Origin of the sequence: Nostoc sp. CHAB 5836, assembly GCF_020829445.1 — a bacterium.
In the GTDB taxonomy this organism is placed as follows: domain Bacteria; phylum Cyanobacteriota; class Cyanobacteriia; order Cyanobacteriales; family Nostocaceae; genus Nostoc.
In genome coordinates this window covers 56,170-73,803 of the sequence record NZ_JAIVFV010000004.1, presented here as the reverse complement: position 1 = coordinate 73,803, position 17,634 = coordinate 56,170, and the positions used below count along the sequence as shown (strand labels likewise).

General features: G+C 43.1%; 16 protein-coding genes. 5 read left to right on the top strand and 11 right to left on the bottom strand.

Features of this window, described 5'->3' with window-relative positions:
* Positions 1-158: 158 nt before the first annotated feature.
* The 5 genes from LC605_RS01805 to LC605_RS01785 form a co-directional block, all read right to left on the bottom strand.
* On the bottom strand, positions 159-329 hold the full coding sequence (locus LC605_RS01805; RefSeq protein ID WP_229545869.1) for a photosystem II assembly protein Psb34: 171 nt from the start codon (positions 327-329) through the stop codon (positions 159-161).
* Positions 330-764: 435 nt separating this feature from the next.
* A complete protein-coding gene (locus LC605_RS01800; protein WP_229545868.1) occupies positions 765-2,399 on the bottom strand; it encodes a mucoidy inhibitor MuiA family protein in 1,635 nt (544 codons plus the stop codon).
* A 228-nt stretch (positions 2,400-2,627) separates the two neighbouring features.
* Positions 2,628-3,569 carry a LysR family transcriptional regulator gene (locus LC605_RS01795; protein ID WP_229545867.1) on the bottom strand — a complete coding sequence of 314 codons (942 nt, stop codon included), beginning with the start codon at positions 3,567-3,569 and terminating at the stop codon, positions 2,628-2,630.
* A 251-nt stretch (positions 3,570-3,820) separates the two neighbouring features.
* The gene (locus tag LC605_RS01790; protein ID WP_229545866.1) at positions 3,821-4,609 is read right to left on the bottom strand and encodes a BMC domain-containing protein; all 789 of its coding nucleotides are present in this window, start codon (positions 4,607-4,609) and stop codon (positions 3,821-3,823) included.
* Positions 4,610-4,665: 56 nt separating this feature from the next.
* The gene (locus LC605_RS01785) at positions 4,666-5,439 is read right to left on the bottom strand and encodes a transferase (RefSeq protein WP_229545865.1); all 774 of its coding nucleotides are present in this window, start codon (positions 5,437-5,439) and stop codon (positions 4,666-4,668) included.
* Between LC605_RS01785 and LC605_RS01780 the strand changes: the two genes are divergently transcribed.
* A complete protein-coding gene (locus LC605_RS01780; RefSeq protein WP_229545864.1) occupies positions 5,438-5,575 on the top strand; it encodes a hypothetical protein in 138 nt (45 codons plus the stop codon). The two genes, LC605_RS01785 and LC605_RS01780, sit on opposite strands and share 2 nt — an antisense overlap.
* A 135-nt stretch (positions 5,576-5,710) precedes the next feature.
* On the opposite strand, the gene LC605_RS01775 is transcribed toward LC605_RS01780, so the two are convergent.
* From LC605_RS01775 to LC605_RS01760, 5 genes are all read right to left on the bottom strand, one after another.
* Complete coding sequence (locus LC605_RS01775; RefSeq protein ID WP_229545863.1) at positions 5,711-7,372, bottom strand: ribulose bisphosphate carboxylase small subunit; 1,662 nt, start codon at positions 7,370-7,372, stop codon at positions 5,711-5,713.
* Positions 7,321-7,446, bottom strand: a complete 126-nt coding sequence (locus LC605_RS32730; protein WP_267868375.1) for a hypothetical protein — start codon at positions 7,444-7,446, stop codon at positions 7,321-7,323. The genes LC605_RS01775 and LC605_RS32730 overlap by 52 nt, the downstream gene beginning before the upstream one ends.
* Before the next feature lie 80 nt (positions 7,447-7,526).
* Positions 7,527-7,829 carry a EutN/CcmL family microcompartment protein gene (locus LC605_RS01770; RefSeq protein WP_229545862.1) on the bottom strand — a complete coding sequence of 101 codons (303 nt, stop codon included), beginning with the start codon at positions 7,827-7,829 and terminating at the stop codon, positions 7,527-7,529.
* Between the two features lie 6 nt (positions 7,830-7,835).
* Entirely contained in the window at positions 7,836-8,180 is a 345-nt protein-coding gene (locus tag LC605_RS01765; RefSeq protein ID WP_010995041.1) for a carbon dioxide-concentrating mechanism protein CcmK, read from the bottom strand.
* A gap of 90 nt (positions 8,181-8,270) precedes the next feature.
* Positions 8,271-8,579 carry a carbon dioxide-concentrating mechanism protein CcmK gene (locus LC605_RS01760; protein ID WP_015209255.1) on the bottom strand — a complete coding sequence of 103 codons (309 nt, stop codon included), beginning with the start codon at positions 8,577-8,579 and terminating at the stop codon, positions 8,271-8,273.
* Between the two features lie 658 nt (positions 8,580-9,237).
* Here LC605_RS01760 and LC605_RS01755 point away from each other — a divergent pair.
* From LC605_RS01755 to LC605_RS01740, 4 genes are all read left to right on the top strand, one after another.
* Complete coding sequence (locus LC605_RS01755) at positions 9,238-11,094, top strand: NAD(P)H-quinone oxidoreductase subunit F (protein WP_229545861.1); 1,857 nt, start codon at positions 9,238-9,240, stop codon at positions 11,092-11,094.
* A 90-nt stretch (positions 11,095-11,184) separates the two neighbouring features.
* Positions 11,185-12,684: an NADH-quinone oxidoreductase subunit M gene (locus LC605_RS01750; RefSeq protein WP_229545860.1), complete on the top strand. Its 1,500-nt coding sequence runs from the start codon at positions 11,185-11,187 to the stop codon at positions 12,682-12,684.
* A 100-nt stretch (positions 12,685-12,784) separates the two neighbouring features.
* Positions 12,785-13,915 (top strand): CO2 hydration protein, encoded by a 1,131-nt coding sequence (locus tag LC605_RS01745; protein ID WP_229545859.1) that lies wholly within the window; start codon positions 12,785-12,787, stop codon positions 13,913-13,915.
* A gap of 261 nt (positions 13,916-14,176) precedes the next feature.
* A complete protein-coding gene (locus tag LC605_RS01740; RefSeq protein ID WP_229545858.1) occupies positions 14,177-14,557 on the top strand; it encodes a hypothetical protein in 381 nt (126 codons plus the stop codon).
* A 52-nt stretch (positions 14,558-14,609) separates the two neighbouring features.
* Here LC605_RS01740 and LC605_RS33235 read toward each other — a convergent pair whose 3' ends face one another.
* Positions 14,610-17,402, bottom strand: coding sequence for a GUN4 domain-containing protein (locus tag LC605_RS33235; protein WP_306426834.1), 2,793 nt, complete (start codon positions 17,400-17,402; stop codon positions 14,610-14,612).
* Positions 17,403-17,634: the final 232 nt, after the last annotated feature.

The following is a 17,634-nucleotide window of genomic DNA, read 5'->3' as shown; positions in this document are numbered from 1 at the left end:
TTAGCTTTTCCACATGACGTGAAAAGTTAAGTTATTTGACAACGCAACCACTACCATTTGGGACGCGTACAACACAAAAAACCTCGGCTAATTTAGCCGAGGTCAAGTCGAGAAGTGAGATTAGCGATGAGATACAGCGATACCGATGTCAAAAGATCTTAGCTAACGCTAAAACCAACCAAAACTAAAGCGGTGACGATTAAAGTTGCAAAAATACCCTGTAAGACGTATTTACGTTGTTCCCAAATTGCTGGGTACTCAGCGTAGTACATCTGGGGTTCTGCTGCGTAGTTGTTGAGAATGCCGTCTTCGTTAATGGTGGTGTACATAGTTTTTTCTCTTCTTTGTTTACTTATGTAACTAAATATAACAACTTTGTTACAAATAGTCAACAGGACTTGACAAAAAAAGATTTATGGTTTTTATAAGATTGACTTATCAGCGATCGCAGGCTTAATAGAGGTGAGCAGTAGAGGTTATATTTGTAGGTTGGGTTGAGCCAATGCGTTACCCAACAAACCCCGCTCTTCCGTTGGGTTTCGTTCCTCAACCCAACTACACATTTTTTATTTTTCAGGACTTACGCAAAATCATGAAAAAACGAACCGCAAACGCGAGTGCGTCTCCCCCTGGGAGAAGGACGCAAAGGACGCAAAGGAACAAGAGTTTCAGAGAGTTTTTGCGTAAGTCCTATTTTTTTGCCAAAACCTGCCCAGTATTGCCAAGTGTTGGACGACCGAAAAAGAATTAAATTTTAGAATCCCCTAAATATCTAACCCAACTACCATTAAGTCAGGCGGATATTCAACGTTAAACTGGTAATATATCTCTCGTCGCTCTTGGGCTGGAAGAGTTAACAGCCATTGTAAAATTCCCATTTCACCAAGTTGAATTTGCGGGCTGCTGCGACTGAGGCGGACTTTAATTTGCTCGTTGCGACTAACTGGTAATTGTTCAGTTAGTTTCAGATTTACTTCTTTGTCGAGTAAATTAGTGATTATCAACCGATAACTATAAGTAATGCGGCGCTGGTTGCCAATTAATTTTTTATCTACCAGCCGATCAACTAAGTCGCGTTCAATTTTTAAACTTTCGTCAATTCCTAACTTCAGTTTGAATTCTTGCCCTGGTGCAATATTCTCTAACTCAGTAGTGCCAACAAAAATGTTGTCGCGGAAAATATTCGCTTTTCCTGGTAACAAAGTCGCACCGTGAGGACTATTTTTCACATTCGCTTGTAGATAAGCAAAGCTTACCAAGCGCGGCATTGCTACATAATCAAAGCTACAAGGATAATCATCGTTGAAAATTGTAACTTTGTGGGGTGTGCCATCACTGGGAATGTTACCACCACTATTCAGTTTCAGTTTAAAGGTAACTACACTTCCTTCTTTGGATACTTCTGCTGTAACGGTTTCTGCTGAGATCAGACTATCCTCTGCAACTTCGTCTTGTTCTTCCCAATCTGCTCTGGCAGCAGAAGCAGGCGGTTCTGCGATACTAGGTAGTAGTGGTGGCTGGGTAGCAAATCGTTGTCGCACCCTTTGGGGAAGTGGGGTATCAATATACCAAGGTTCAAGTTTGGGTGGAAGTGTACCTAATCCTGGTTTGGCGGTAGAAAGGGTGAGATTTGCACCAATCCAATCTTCGCCAGTGCTTTGAGTGATTTCTGCAAGGTAGCTCAGATGTACAATATCGCTGGTAGTGCTAAAGCGCAAGTCATAAAGGGGAGTCCAACTAGCGCGATTTACTATGTAGGATAGTTCTAATTCAAATTCGCCTTCACCCGCTACTTCAACGGCGACAACTAAGCTCAAATTCTCTTTGGGATGGGGTGTTTGGATTTTTTGCAATGAGGTGTAGAGTGCTTGCAGTTGTTTGTCTAATTCCTGCTGTTGGGTTTTGCACTCTCCAGATGCGATCACATACTCACTATACTGGCTTCCGAGAAAGTTTAAGAAATCTAAAGTTTCGCTGAGGCTGAGATTTTTCCGAGACAAACTGTGTGAAAAGGGTTCTTCTGTTTTTTCACCTAAGCCGGCGATAAAACTAGACTGCAAGGCTAAAGCATCCACTTGGGCTTGCAGGTGGCGTTTTTCTGCTTCTAATTGCTGAATTTGCTTTGTCAAATGTGCTACTCGCTCCCCTACAGGTTCAGTAGCGTAAATGCGATCGCTACTAACTCCCATCAAGCGCACCCCTACTGTCCCTGTACCGCTAACCCTGACAGACTCAGTTTCTAAAGTCAGTGGAACTGGGGTAATTACTAATTCCTGTTCAATTCCTGTTAAATCAACTACACCCCGCCGTGTAACCAATGCTCTGTCAGCATACACGGTAACAGCTACAATCTCGCTTTGTACTGTTTTGCGCCAAGACGGTATTTCCGGGTTAACCACTGCCAGTTTTCCCCCATTTTTAATTGATTATGCTGGTTAATTGTCAATGCTTCCCGGCGTAACCGTCAACCCCTTTAAGTAATTCGTAATTACGAATTAAGTAAGTTGGCGCGAAAAAATCAAACTATGTTACGAAACGTAAATAGGCTTAAAATCTTTACTAATGACCAATGACAAAGGACAAATGACAGCCTTAGCCAGTTAGCTTTAATTGCGCCGACCTACTTATTATCCGTGAGTTGGTTCAAGCGTACTGGAAGCAGTGTGAGTATTTTGGTCAACAATATTTTTTGCCGCAGCTAGTAGATACTCATAATAGGCACGAGCGACGATAGATAGCTGCTTGCCAGATGGGTAAACCATGTACCAATGTCGCTGAATCGGGAAGTGTTGTACATCTAAAATGCTAAACTCTGAAGTGTCTGATAGTAAGGTATGACGAGATAAAACAGAAATTCCTAAACCACCTGCGATCGCTTGTTTAATTGCTTCGTTACTTCCCAATTCTAGCTTGACTTTTACCGTTACCGCTTGTTCTTCAAATAGCTTTTGGACGGCGCGACGAGTTCCTGAACCAGGTTCTCGCATAATAAAAGGTTCGTTAGACAAGCGTTGGATAGGAATATTTTTTTCTTTGGACAACGGATGATTATTCGGTGCAAAGACGATCAAAGGATTTTCTAAAAATGGTTCACAAGTCACATCGATATTGTCTGGAATTTGACTCATAATATATAAGTCATCCAGATTCTGACTCATTCGTTCCAAAATTTGTTCGTGATTTGTGACTTGCAGCGAAATATCAATCCCTGGATAAAGTTCGCAAAAGGGCCCTAACAAACGCGGGATAAAATATTTTGCTGTTGTAATCACTGCCAAGCGTAATTGTCCCTGTTTTAGCCCTTTTAAATCTGCTACCTTCATTTCATACTGAGCTATATTGTGAAAAATCTGCCGACAAGTGGCAAATAATTCCCGTCCGGCTTCCGTCAGATACAACCGCTTCCCTACTTGCTCAAATAATGGCAACCCTACCGATTTTGTGAGTTGCTTGATTTGCATAGAAACGGTAGGTTGAGTGAGAAACAATTCCTCAGCAGCACGAGTAAAGCTACTGTGCCGTGCCGCCGCCTCGAACACCTTTAACTGGTGCAGCGTCGCTTGGTTCAAAGGTGATTCTCCTGTAGATCGCGATAAATAGATATAAAACTAGTATTGCTGAAGACTGGCAAATGATATAGCAATGCTCACAGAAAGTTACGAGTTGTATCATAGATATAAATCTATTGATTGTATTAAAACAAAGGTATTTTACTTATGGATTCAAGAAGCTATCATCAGAACAGCAAAAGCGTAAGATGCCTTCCATCTCCCGATGAATGCTGAATGATGAATGAGGATTTTACCAAATTCATCTATCATCATTCATCATTCCATAATTCTTCTTTAACTTTTGTCGGTAGCTTGGTTAAGTCTGGTAATCTTAGTACCTCGATTTCGGCAACTTGTTCTTTAATATTGACTGGCAAGTTTAACGGTTCCCGTTCTTCTATCCAGCATCTTGCTAATGGCAAGGTTAGCTCCATTTCGTCTAGAGGTCGAGGAATTACCATCACTGCATTCAATTCCCCAATGCGTTCTGCCTCAAACATTCCCGCTTCCACTGCTACTGCCACATTTGCTACAGAACCACGAATAATGGCTGTACACAAACCCGCACCAATTTTTTCATAGGCTGCTAAATGAACATCAGCAGCTTTTAGCATGGCATCACACGCTCCTACCATCGCTGGAAATCCTCGCGTTTCTACCAAACCAATTGCTTGATTACTCAAACGGCTGTAATTGCCTTCTTCCATCAATTTAGTAAAACGGGTTGTGATGGGAAGCACTATATCTAGGTTGGGATAAGGTCGGGGAATCACCAAACTAGAAACCAACTGACCAAACTGTTCAGCCGTTTGCACGCCTGATTCTACCGCCAGACGCACGTCAGCAATTCCACCCCGGACGATGGCAGTACAATGGCCGCTACCAATTTTTTCATATCCAACGAGGTGAACTCCCGCCGATTTCAGCATCATATCCGCCGTACCAACGATCGCGGGAAAACTGCGGGTAGAAACTAAACCCAAAGCAGTATCCTGAAAGGTTTCTTGACTACTCGCCCCTTGGATGGTATGAGTAGACCGTTGATTGTATGTTTCCATGTGAATTCTCCAAAATACGGAAAAAGCCGACAACTTACAATTAACACTTACTCGGACTAATCGTCAGAGTTTGGGTCGCTCAATGATTGTCTATGAGGAAACAATGTGGTCAACAGTCTGCTTATGCTCCCTTGTCCATAAATTTGAGTCCCAAAACCGTTAGGGGGTTCTGCATCTGGCTGACTGAGGTCTGAGTTATGTTCTGTAGACTCTTGGGCGGCTTCCTCCAAAGTAGAGTTAGCATCATTGATCGGTTCCTCCACGGGAGGAGACTGACTTTCTGGAGTGGCGGGAGATTTAAAGTAAGAAATCGACTTGTTTTGTTTGAAATCCACAAAAGCCGAAGCTGAGAATTGAGTCGAGGAAATTACCTTTTCCTTAACTTCACCTGAACCACTTTCCTCTTCCTTGGGCGGTGGTGCATTTGTAGAAGCTGGGTTGTTTGTAGATGGTTCTGGTTCCTTCGCTAAGGAGATCTGCCGAGTGGTGTCTCCTAAAATTGAACCAGGTGGTACTACTTGTCCAGGTTCAACCGAACAGTTAAAAACTGTTGTTGCCGAACCAATACAAGCATTTGCTCCAATTTTGCCCTTACCAACCATCAAAAACCCGGCTCCCAGGTTTGCACCTACTTCTACCTCTAGAGTGCCTTCATGGACTTGGAGAATTGCTCCCATACCAATGCAGACCCCTGGCCCAATGATGATCTTGCTGTTGACAGCCGCTTGGAGGATCACCCCAGGTGCAAGTACCGCGCTTGGATGAATAGTCACCTCACCACTAATGTAAGTATCAAAGTTATTGCTGAGGCGCAGTAGCGGCACAGACATGGAAATTTTAACCTCCGAAGCCGGAAGAAAAAGAGAGTTAGGAGTTAAAAGTGAGGAGTTAGGAGTTAAAAGTGAGGAGTTAGGAGTTAAAAGTGAGGAGTTAGGAGTTAAAAGTGATGAGTTAGGAGTTATTTAAAAGTGATGAGTTATAAATTTTAAGTTTAGAGTTATGAATTAACAATCTTTTTAACTCCAAACTCCAAACTCCAAACTCCAAACTCCAAACTCCAAACTCCAAACTCCAAACTCCAAACTCCTAACTCCTAACTTCTCATGGTCGTTGAATAATCGTTTCTAGTACCCGACGCTTGGCTTTGGGGTCAACACCAATCAAGCGCACATATTCCCCTGGATATTCGCTAAGTTGCCCTTCTACAGCTGCGATCGCTTCTCTTTCTGAGGAGGCTTGAATTTGACCGGTACTAGTCCAGGAACCAGTACGGAACCGCCGTTGATCTACGTGTTCAATGCTAATTTTCGAGCCGCCAGCCAATAATTGCCGGAGTTGGTCTACTACTTCACTACTCAAACGATTACTGGTAGCCGTTGTCGTAGCAGAGGATGTTGTACTGGTAGTAAATGATTTCTGACTACCACTACCAGAAGAAGCTACTTGACCATTGGGACGTTGGATAATGCTTTCTAATACCCGCCGTTTGGCTTTGGTATCAATGCCGATTAAACGCACATACTCGCCCTGATGGCTTGCTATACATTCTTCCAAAGCGGAGATGACTTGATTTGTAGAAGTTCCTTCAATTGGCTTGCAACTAGTCCAAGAACCAGTTCTGAAGCGACGCTCATCTACGTGTTCCATGCCAATTTTGTAACCACCTGCCAAGAGTTGGCGGATTTGCTCTAGAGTTTCGCCATTGACTTTGCCACTGCTAGAGCCGTTACCATTACCGTTACTGCTGCTGTAGCTACCATTGCTATGACTACTAGCCGGAGCCTTAAAGCTGGTAGCTGGTTTAACATCACTATCTGGACGTTGGATGATGGTTTCTAGGACACGCCGTCTACCTTTGTCGATGCCAAACAGTCGAACATATTCGCCGCTATGGTCTCTGACACAGCTTTCTAATGCTGCGATCGCTTCACCGAGCGATCGCGGTTCTATTGGCTGACAACTAGTCCAAGAACCCGTGCGGAACCGTCTTTTGTCTACGTGTTCCGTACCAATTTTATACCCTTGCTCCAATAGATAGCGCAACTGATCTATTGTTTCTGCACCCAAGCTATTGCTCGACACTTCACTACTCCTTTCCAACTCTAAAACAGTAATACCATCACCTGTATAAGATTTAGCGTTCTCATCCCGAATGGGTGCTATACATTTGCTATCCGCAGCACAGAGATAACCAGCTCGTAATGCCTGATTAATCCCAACCACATGATGAGCAAATTCCTTATCCTGATCTTGCACATCTGGCAAGCGGTCAGCTTGCTGCTGGCTGGTAATTATCGCTCCTGAAGGTACATATTTACCTGCGGGAATTTCTACGTCTTGAATCAAAGCGTGCATCATCACGATGCAACCTGCACCCACCCTGGCATTAAACACCGTAGAGCGAAAGCCAATGAAGGAGTTGTCTCCAACATAAGCTGGCCCGTGAATTAGAGCCATGTGGGTAATGCAAGTATTTTTGCCAATCCATACCGAGTATTGATTTTGGTCATCGCCAATTACTCGACCTTGCTCTAACCCATGAATAACAACACCATCTTGAATATTGGTGTTTTCACCAAGATAAAAAGGTGTGCCTTCATCCGCTCTAATCGTAGTCCCCGGAGCAACGATTACATTTGCACCTATTCGTACATCCCCAATCAGATTGGAGAATGAATGTACAAAGGCAGTTTCATCAATTTTGGGTTCAGCTAAATTCCTTGACCACGGGGTTGGGGGTGCCGCCGTGCTGCGGACTGCCATCGCGAGATTCCTCCTGTATTACCATTTGTCATTTGTCCTTTGTCATTTGTCAGTTGTCCTTTGTCATTTGTCATTTGCTCTTTGTCCTTTTTTGAGAGCTAATGACCAATGACTAATGAGCAATGACTAATGACTAATGACTAATGACCAATGACTATCGATATTGATCTTTTTTGCTGTATATGAGGCGATCTTCAACGTGGATGGTATCTATAATCGCCACCACTACTGCATCTAATGGACGTTGTTCATTTCCAACAACTTGACGAGCAGCACTGCCACGACTAACAAGTACCCACTCATCTACTCCTGCTCCCACACTATCTGCTGCTACCTCGTATTGTGGCAGGATGTTTCCATCTTCATCCACTAATTGTAACAACAGTAGCTTCACACCTCGGAGACTGGGATCTTTTTGGGTGCTAACTACTGTGCCGCGAACTTTGGCAACTTGCATTATAAATTACGGTCTTCTACCGAAAGGACGAATTGCATTCACATTTTCGCGGAACTGCTCTACGTCTTCGGTATAACGAATTGGCAGAACGTATTCCAAGTTTTCGTGAGGACGAGCAATGATATGGGTAGATAGTACTTGTCCGCCGTTGACTCGCTTTACAGATTCAACACCTGCGGCTACGGAAGCTTGCACTTCCGAAACGTCACCCCGAACAATCACTGTCACCCGACCACTACCGATTTTTTCATAGCCTACTAAAGTGACGCGAGCCGCTTTCACCATCGCATCAGCAGCTTCTACTACTGCTGGAAAGCCCAGCGTTTCAACCATTCCTACTGCAATTGACATTAGTTTTAATCCCTATTTAAAGTTTCTAGCCCTGGACAAAAGTGATGCTTAATCAGGTAAAAAGCGTTAATTACTTTGTTTAAACAGCTTTTAAGTACGGAATTGTTCCACAGCTTCTGTGTAACGTATCGGCAAGACGTATTCCAGATTTTCGTGAGGACGAGCAATGATATGAGTGGATAACACTTCACCTCCATTAACTCTTCTTGCCGCTTCGACCCCAGCTGCTACGGAAGCTTGGACTTCCGATACATCTCCCCTAACGATCACGGTGACACGAGCGCTACCAATTTTCTCATACCCCACTAAAGTGACACGGGCGGCTTTCACCATCGCATCAGCAGCTTCTACTACTGCTGGAAAGCCCTTTGTTTCAATCATCCCAACTGCAATTGGCATCGCAGAACTCCTACAAAATGAATCTAATCAGTACTGTTTTTTGAAATTTTTGACGGGGAGGGCTTTATCTTAGAGTTAAGAAAACACTTCCAAATTAAGCATAGGAAAGGTTGGCGTCCCTGGCAATATAAATTACTATAATAGTTTATGATAAGAAAGTTTTAAAAAACTTAACAAAAATTTATCTGTGCCTCTGGGCAATTAAAGTTCACTGATTCCTAGAGCAGCCACTTATGCTTTATAATTTCTTTATTACATTTACTTGCATGAGATTCATAACCAAGGCTAATCCTATCTAGCAAGGGACAAGCAGAGGCTGTACCTATTGGTGTATCTATCTTTTACTACATATTGCTACATCCACAAGGACTAGGTGAAAAATAGATAATTTTTTCAAATATATCGTATAAAGTACTTTGCTCAAAGTAGAAATATAAATGTAAAAAGGTCGGTGATGTTAAGGCAAGTAAATGCTTTTACTTATGTGAAGTTATATTTTACTTATGTTTAGTAGGGTAAAGTTAAGTAAAATTATTTCCGGTAATTGAGTTGAAAAATATTAAAAAAACAACGGTATTTTGGTAAATTAATCTTATTAAATAAATAATTGTTTTAAAGCTTTTTTTCAATCAAGGCTGAGTCGTCAAGGGAAATTTAAATGGATCAATTTCTATTTTCAACAAGTTGGTTTGTGCCTTTCTATAGCTTATTGGGCGCAATTTTGACCTTGCCGTGGGGAATAGGAATAATTCAGCGAACAGGGCCAAGGCCTGCGGCATACTTGAACTTGTTGACGACCATTCTGGCTTTTGTCCATAGCTTGTTTTTATTTAAAAATATCTGGGATAGAGAGCCACAAAACTTACTGGTTTCCTGGTTCAAAGCTGCTGATTTAGACTTATCTTTGAGCTTGGAACTATCACCAGTCAGTATTGGGGCAACAGTTTTAATTACGGGGTTGAGCCTGCTGGCACAAGTTTACGCTCTGGGTTACATGGAAAAAGACTGGTCATTGGCGCGTTTTTTTGCCCTGCTGGGATTTTTTGAAGCGGCGCTGAGTGGTCTGGCGATCAGTGATTCTTTGTTTCTTAGCTATGCCCTTTTGGAAGTATTGACGCTTTCGACTTACTTGTTGGTGGGTTTCTGGTATGCTCAACCCCTAGTAGTGACGGCGGCGCGGGATGCCTTTTGGACTAAACGGGTAGGAGACTTGTTGCTGCTGATGGCTGTAGTGACACTTTCCACCTTAGCGGGGAGTTTGAACTTTTCGGACTTATATGAGTGGGCGCAAACAGCTAATTTAAGCCCGATGACATCAACATTGCTAGGGTTGGCATTAATTGCTGGCCCTGCTGGTAAATGTGCCCAATTTCCACTGCACCTGTGGTTAGATGAGGCAATGGAAGGGCCCAACCCGGCTTCGGTAATGCGGAACTCGTTGGTAGTAGCTGGTGGTGCTTATTTACTGTATAAATTTCAACCATTGTTAGCACTGTCGCCAGTTGCCTTGAACGCCTTGGTAATCATGGGCACGGTGACAGCTATTGGGGCAACATTAGTATCCATAGCTCAAATTGACATTAAGCGATCGCTATCTCATTCTACCAGTGCATACATGGGGTTAGTGTTTTTGGCAGTGGGGTTGGAGCAAGGGGGCGTAGCCTTGATGTTGCTGTTAGCTCATGCGATCGCTAAAGCATTATTATTCATGAGTTCTGGTTCAGTGATCTTGACCACCCAAAGCCAAGACTTAACAGAAATGGGTGGTCTGTGGTCACGGATGCCAGCCACCACCACTGCCTTTGTAGTCGGTTCGGCTGGGATGGTAACACTGCTACCCTTGGGAAGTTTCTGGGCAATGCTAGCATGGGCTGATGGCTTCGTAAATACTAGCCCTTGGGTAATTGGGGTTTTAATAGTGGTCAATGGTTTGACAGCATTGAACTTGACCAGAGTATTTAGATTAGTCTTCTGGGGGAAACCGCAACAAAAGACCCGTCGCACCCCAGAAGTTGGTTGGCAGATGGCCTTGCCAATGGTGATTCTCACAGTGCTGACTCTGCTTCTACCTCTGATGCTACAGCAATGGTACTTACTTCCCGATTGGGAAAGTATTAATTGGTATGTGGTATTAACCTTGTTTGGCTCTACCGTGGTTGGGGTAGGTGTAGGATCTACAGTTTATCTGCACAAAGCTTGGTCAAGATCCAGAATTTTGTCCTGGAGATTTCTGCAAGACTTGTTAGGTTATGATTTTTATATAGACCGAGTTTATCGTCTAACCGTGGTGAGTGCAGTAGCGCTGCTATCTAAAATTTCTGCTTGGAGCGATCGCTACTTGGTTGACGGTTTTGTAAACTTGGTTGGGTTTGCGACAATTCTGGGCGGACAAACTTTAAAGTACAGTATTTCTGGCCAATCTCAGACCTATATGCTGACCATCCTAGCAGTTGTCAGCGTCCTGGGTTTTTTCATCAGCTGGTCATTGGGTTTGCTAGATAAATTGCCTTTTTAAAGATGTCGGCGCAAATTGAAGTCAACTAGTGGGGGTTGTCATTTGTCATTTGTCATTCCCCATTCACCATTCCCCATTCCATATCTGCTTATGCTTAGTGTTTTAATTCTAGTGCCGTTAGTCGGCGCAGCTTTAATTGGTTTCTCGCCCTCTGGCATCAGTGGGAAATTCGCCCGTGGGGTGGCTTTAGTCTTTGCTAGTATCGCTTTCTTATGGACAATTGTATTAGCAATTCAGTTCCATCCAGGAGAAATTACTCAACAGTTTGCCGAGTCTCTGCCTTGGATAGATGTTTTAGGCTTGAATTATAACCTTGGGATAGATGGTTTATCTTTGCCCTTGCTGGTTTTAAATGGACTGTTAACTTGCATTGCTATCTACAGCAGTGATGAATCCCTACAGCGTCCGAAATTTTATTATTCTTTGATACTATTATTAAGCGCTGGGGTGACGGGAGCCTTTCTGGCACAGGATTTACTACTATTTTTCCTGTTTTACGAATTGGAACTGATTCCGTTGTATTTGTTGATCGCCATTTGGGGTGGCGCGAAGCGGGGTTATGCTGCTACCAAATTTCTCATTTATACAGCCGTTTCGGGAATCCTGATTTTAGCAAGTTTCCTCGGCATGGTTTGGCTGAGTGGTTCCTCTAACTTTGCGCTAGCAACTTTGAACGCGACAACTTTACCTCTAGGAACACAGCTTTTACTGCTAGCGGGAATTTTGGTAGGTTTTGGGATTAAAATTCCTTTAGTTCCCTTCCATACTTGGTTGCCAGATGCTCACGTTGAAGCTTCCACACCGATTTCAGTGTTGTTGGCTGGGGTACTGTTGAAGTTGGGTACTTACGGCTTACTGCGATTTGGCATGAACTTGTTACCAGAAGCTTGGAATTATGTGGCTCCTTGGTTGGCGATTTGGGCAGTGGTAAGTGTGCTGTATGGTTCATCCTGCGCGATCGCTCAAACCGATATGAAAAAAATGGTAGCATACAGCTCCATTGGACACATGGGTTACGTGCTTTTAGGGGCGGCAGCAGCTACACCTTTAAGTGTGTTGGGTGCTGTAATGCAGATGATTAGCCACGGCTTAATTTCCGCAATGCTATTTTTGCTGGTGGGAGTTGTGTATAAAAAAGCCGGAAGCCGCGATTTAGAAGTCATCCAAGGATTGCTGAACCCAGAACGGGGTATGCCAGTAATTGGTAGCTTGATGATTGTCGGAGTCATGGCCAGTGCTGGCATACCGGGAATGCTAGGGTTTATTTCCGAATTCATAGTTTATCGGGGAAGTTTTCCAGTTTTCCCAGTACAAACCTTGCTATGTATGCTTGGTACTGGTTTAACAGCAGTTTACTTCTTAATACTCGTTAACCGCGCCTTTTTTGGCCGCTTGTCTGCACAAGTTACCAACTTACCGCGCGTGTATTGGAGCGATCGCGCCCCGGCGGCAATTTTAGCTGTGCTGATGATGATTTTTGGCATTCAACCTGGTTGGTTAGCACGCTGGACTGAACCAACAATTACAGCAATGGTGAATACCCAAAATGTAGTAGCAACAGTGTCCTTGGATAAAGCTAATGGGGAGTAGAGACTAGGGATTAGGGACAAGAGGAATAACCGTGTCCAATGACAAATGACAAATGACAAATGACAAATGACTAATCCCTAAATTTTTTGGAGAGATGGCAATGGTAACTATTAAAAAGAAAGCTACTCACAATCCCTTAGCTGAGTATATTGAACGGCTGCAAAAAGGAAATGCATTACTCACCGATAGTCCAGAAAATGTCCTAGAAGTTGTTGGTATTCTTAAAAGCTATGGCGTAGTTTTAGATGCCTACTCAAAAAATCTTAACTATATTGCAGAGCATCAGTTTTTAGTATTTTTTCCATTTTTTAAATACTTTAATGGAAAGGTTTCTTTCCAGAAATTACTCCGTCACTGGTGGCATAACCGAATTAATTTTGAATATGCCGAGTATTGCATGAAAGCCATGATGTGGCACGGTGGCGGCGGACTCGATACCTATCTAGATACAAAAGAATTTCAAGAAAGAGCGCAAGCCGTTATTGACGCCAAATTTCCAAATAATCCTTTAATTTTGGGTATTAACCAACTGTTTCCAGATTTTTTAACAGAATACTTGCGCGTCTCTGCTTACTACACCGGTTTAGGTCAATTTTGGCGAGTCATGGCTGATATGTTTCTCAACTTATCAGACCGCTACGACCGAGGCGAAATCAAATCGATTTCCCAAGTTGTAGACCACATTAAAACCCGGTTAGTGGCAAATGCATCAAACCCAATTACCTACGCTGTCAAAATTCGGGGTGAAGTTTATGAAATCATTCCCAAAAGCGTTGGTTTGACCTTCTTAGCAGATACAGCCATACCTTATGTAGAGGCAGTATTTTTCCGGGGGACTCCTTTCCACGGTACAGTTTCATACAACGCCCAAGCATATCAAATTTCCCCAGATCAAAGCCGATTTCAATATGGCGCATTGTATGCCGATCCTTTGCCCATCGGCGGTGCGGGTATTCCTCCCACGTTGCTGATGCAGGATATGCGTCACTATCTTCCAGAGTATTTACACGATATTTATCGTCGCAGTCTTCGGGGTGAAGATGATTTGCGGGTACAAATATGCATGAGTTTCCAAAAATCGATGTTTTGCGTGACAACAGCAACGATTTTGGGGCTGATGCCTTATCCTTTGGATACTAAAGATCCAAATGAGGAGAAAGGTAATCAAGTTTATTTAGAAAAGTGGATGAGTCGGTTAGAAACTTCGCGATTGCTGGATGTGAATAAATAAGTTAGGACTTACGCAAGTGTCACAAAAAATAAAAGCTTTTAGTTTGTAGTAAGGGCTTCAGCCCTCAATACGGTTCACAAAAGGGCTGAAACTCTTTTTTTTACGAACCACAGAGGCGCAGAGAACACAGAGAGAAAGAGAAGGAGGAAATGCTTAACCCAAGTGTATTGCTGTATAGCCCAATACGCTTGGGTTAGCGTCAAAAACCTTGTATTGCGTAGGTTGGGTTGAGGAACGAAACCCAACATTTCGTGGGGTTTGTTGGGTAACACTAAAGTTCAACCCAACCTACAATTATCCTTAACTCACGATCGCTTGAGTAATGATGGCATAACTCAATGGCATCCAGCATTTTTAAAATTGGGGCGAACTTTGTCAGAGTGCGCGGCGAGATATCGCAGATTTTGTCAGAAATATAAGCCAAAAGCGAAACCAGAGAAACGAAATTATTGGGGAAGTCGTTTTTTGCCTTCGATGGTTAAGAGTGGGAAGGCTAAAAAGTCGTCGCCTGGGCAGATGAGTTTACCTTGGGATAAGCAGAGGGTGACGGAATCTACGGAGGTGCATGAGGTAGCGGAAAAATTTATTCACGCAAATTGTTATCAGCCGCCCGTGCCAGGTATCGGATTTTTGAAATGTTGATTATTGCGTGGGAAAGGAGGCTGTGATAAATGTTTACAAACTTCTGAAAGCTTTATATGTTACATTTTACAAGTCTCGACGCGAGAGAACGAACAACGCTCCCACCCAGGTGCCACGCTCCACCGACCCCGCTCCAGGGCAAGTGTCCCCTGATGGCAGAGGTATTATATTTTACTTTATTATCATCAATCCACTCTTCTTCCACTCTCCACTCCACGCGATCGCCGAAGCGATAATAAGCTTTAATAAATTGCTCGTCCTCCCGTCTAACTCTACCACCAAAACGAGCATATATGCTTATGAAGGGGGCGAAAATCTTCACCAAAGGTGAACTTGTTCGACTTCCTTCTAAAATTCCACCCACACTGAGATAAATTTCTTTCTGAACACTAAACCCAAATTTTCCATTGCTGTAATTGACCCACAGTTGGTCAATAATTCTCAAGTCTTCACAGGGAAATTCCTGAATGTCTTCTAGTTGTAGATAGCCTTGTTTTTCCCGTCCCGCTACTTCCAGCATCACCTTAAATGTTTCCTCGTCAGCTTCTTTCCACATACCTGCTGCTAAGTAGTAAGCGAGTTGATGATACTGTTCTGGTATGCGAAACCGAACTAGGCGGAAGTTGTCTGAGGTTTCCCGTAAATAACAGATTCCTGCCTCACCAAATCGTTCTCTAGTTCTCTGACTCAACCAGGCACAAAATGCATTTCCTTGGGCAAAGCCGATTTCACCTGGTTTGATTTCAATAGTTAAGTCGCTGTTCGTTGTCTCTAAGAAAAACAGCCGATATTCTGCCTCCGTGATCTCAGTATCATCTACCACTTGTCTAGCCCAGATTTTTTCACCTGTTTCTGTCGTGGCGATCGCACGCTGGTCTTCTTTTTCTGAACTCCCGACAAAACAATCTTCGTTCAGGCGGTTTAGCCGTTTTTCCAGTTGCACTGATGCTGCTAGCTTAAAAACTTCCACGTCATCTGACTTCAAACCCTGTTCTACCTTTTTCAGTAATTCCTGCTCTTTCTCCGGACTAACCCTGAGCTTGTTTTGCAAACACTCGTAAGCAAGGGTTAGGGTGGCTACACTTGGGTTGTTTAATGCCGCATCAATCAGGTTATCTACTTTGACCTGACCTGCATAGAACAAAATAGTTTGTCTTCTCCAATCCAGGTATTGTTTATCTTTTGTAAAAACTTCTAATAAATAAGGCTCATGCTCTGCCTTTGTGAGTTCAACCGCTGTTAAATACTCTTGAAAGGTGCGATGGGTAAATTCATAGAGTTTTTCTTGTTTGCGATCGCTCAACAGTTCTCGCACACCACTATCATCTCTTTCGATAAAATCTTCTGGTTTAACCTCTTGTCCCCCCTCAACCATCTGAGCTAGTTCTGCCTGAAGAAACTCTTTTGCTAAAAAAATATTATTGTCCTGATTTCTCTCATCTAGCGTAAACTGAAGTACTTGGCGTTTGGTCATCTCCAATGCAAGTGCCTGCAAAGCTTCTTGCTTTTGCTCTGGCTTGAGTGGATATCGGGTAGTTCCAGAAGCAGATTGCCGTCCTTGGAGAAGCACATCACAAACTTGCTTGTAAAGTCCTGTTCGGGTTGGAGAAAGACTCGTTTTCTGCTTGTAAGTATTAATAATCAATGCCAGTAAAAGCGGGTTAGTTGCCATCAAGCGGAGTGAAAGAACTGCATCAATTTGCCGCACCAACTCGTTTTTTTTGGATTCGGCAATTTTCTTGAGCTGTTTTTGTGATTGTTCGCCAGACTTTTTACGTTTTTCTAGATTAAAATACCAGTTGAAAACAAAGCTATTGCGCTGGCCAGTCGTGAACGATCGCACAAAATAAGCTGGGGTATCTGCCAGAGGAGCTTGATTGTAAGCTTGTGGACGCGATGTCAGAATGAACGGTAATTTATGCCCATAATTTTGGAGTTGCTGAGAAACCCAAGTACTTACCTGCCGTCGATGCTCATCGTCCGCAACTTCATCAAGTCCATCTAACATTACCAAACACTTGGCGTCTTTAAGCTGTTTGTTAAACCACTGCTGAGTTTTTGGTGATTCATCTCCCATCGCTTTAGCAATTACTTGAGCTAGAGGGGAGTTAGTATCTGCAACAATAGCGGGAGCCACATCTCTCAACCTCAACAAAATAGGAATAAGTTGAGGCAAACCTCGACACAATTTTGATTGTTTTCGTAGAGCAAGCAGAAGCGTGATGTGCCGTAAAAGTGTGGTTTTTCCTGAACCAGGCGCTCCTAAAATTACCAGTCGTCGCCACGTCGAATTTTTTTTAGTAATCTCTCTTAGCAGACTGCCAATTTCACTTTCCTGCCGAGTAGTAATAGTTACAGAGGTTGCTGTTTGCCCAGATTCCCAATTTTGCTCCGGCTGAGTTTGATCACCAGAGGTCAAATCTTGAGGATTAGACACTGGCGTTTCTGAATTAAAGCCCAGGGGGACAAACACATTTTCCAGATCCAGTCCTTCGCCACTAAATCCGCGCCCTTGGTATTCTTGACATTCAGCTATTTGTCGGGCAAGATACTCTGTCCCAAACTTATCTGTAATTTGCGTCCACCATTTTGGAATTTGAGTAGCAAGTAACCAATCCAAAAATTTATCGAAATAGGGAAGGAGTTTATTGCCAATTCTGATGATGATAAAGACAAGAGCGGTGATTCCTAAAAAGATAGCAGACTCGTGATATCGGCCATTTTTGGCATGATCAGCAGCAATAGCAATAAAAATACCCGGTACACCCCACCCGATTAATTTGTTATCTAAAATCTTTTGTACCGATTCCCACCAAGCGGGTTGATTATTTTGACTTTGAGTCATAGATTTTCCAAAAGCCCTCAAGGTTCAAAAGCGTGTTCTGGTCTTGTAGGTCTCGTACCATTGATCGCTTGTAAGTAGAGCGACGCAAATAAAGCTAACTGGCTAAGGCTGTCATTTGTCATTTATCCTTTATCATTTATAAGGGCTTAAGGTGTATTTACGTTTCTTAATATAGTTTGGTTTATTCTTGCCGACTTGCTGAGGGCAAAACCTGCTGTTAGGAGTATAAGCG

Bases quoted from the DNA above. Each gene is read 5' to 3' on its own strand.
- LC605_RS01775 (WP_229545863.1), bottom strand. From the start codon at position 7,372: ATGGCAGTCCGCAGCACGGCGGCACCCCCAACCCCGTGGTCAAGGAAT.
- LC605_RS33235 (WP_306426834.1), bottom strand. From the start codon at position 17,402: ATGACTCAAAGTCAAAATAATCAACCCGCTTGGTGGGAATCGGTACAA.
- LC605_RS01770 (WP_229545862.1), bottom strand. From the start codon at position 7,829: ATGCAAGTTGCCAAAGTTCGCGGCACAGTAGTTAGCACCCAAAAAGAT.
- LC605_RS01790 (WP_229545866.1), bottom strand. From the start codon at position 4,609: ATGGAAACATACAATCAACGGTCTACTCATACCATCCAAGGGGCGAGT.
- LC605_RS01755 (WP_229545861.1), top strand. From the start codon at position 9,238: ATGGATCAATTTCTATTTTCAACAAGTTGGTTTGTGCCTTTCTATAGC.
- LC605_RS01785 (WP_229545865.1), bottom strand. From the start codon at position 5,439: ATGTCTGTGCCGCTACTGCGCCTCAGCAATAACTTTGATACTTACATT.
- LC605_RS32730 (WP_267868375.1), bottom strand. From the start codon at position 7,446: ATGACAAATGACAAAGGACAACTGACAAATGACAAAGGACAAATGACA.
- LC605_RS01805 (WP_229545869.1), bottom strand. From the start codon at position 329: ATGTACACCACCATTAACGAAGACGGCATTCTCAACAACTACGCAGCA.
- LC605_RS01760 (WP_015209255.1), bottom strand. From the start codon at position 8,579: ATGCCAATTGCAGTTGGGATGATTGAAACAAAGGGCTTTCCAGCAGTA.
- LC605_RS01750 (WP_229545860.1), top strand. From the start codon at position 11,185: ATGCTTAGTGTTTTAATTCTAGTGCCGTTAGTCGGCGCAGCTTTAATT.
- LC605_RS01780 (WP_229545864.1), top strand. From the start codon at position 5,438: ATGGAAATTTTAACCTCCGAAGCCGGAAGAAAAAGAGAGTTAGGAGTT.
- LC605_RS01765 (WP_010995041.1), bottom strand. From the start codon at position 8,180: ATGTCAATTGCAGTAGGAATGGTTGAAACGCTGGGCTTTCCAGCAGTA.
- LC605_RS01745 (WP_229545859.1), top strand. From the start codon at position 12,785: ATGGTAACTATTAAAAAGAAAGCTACTCACAATCCCTTAGCTGAGTAT.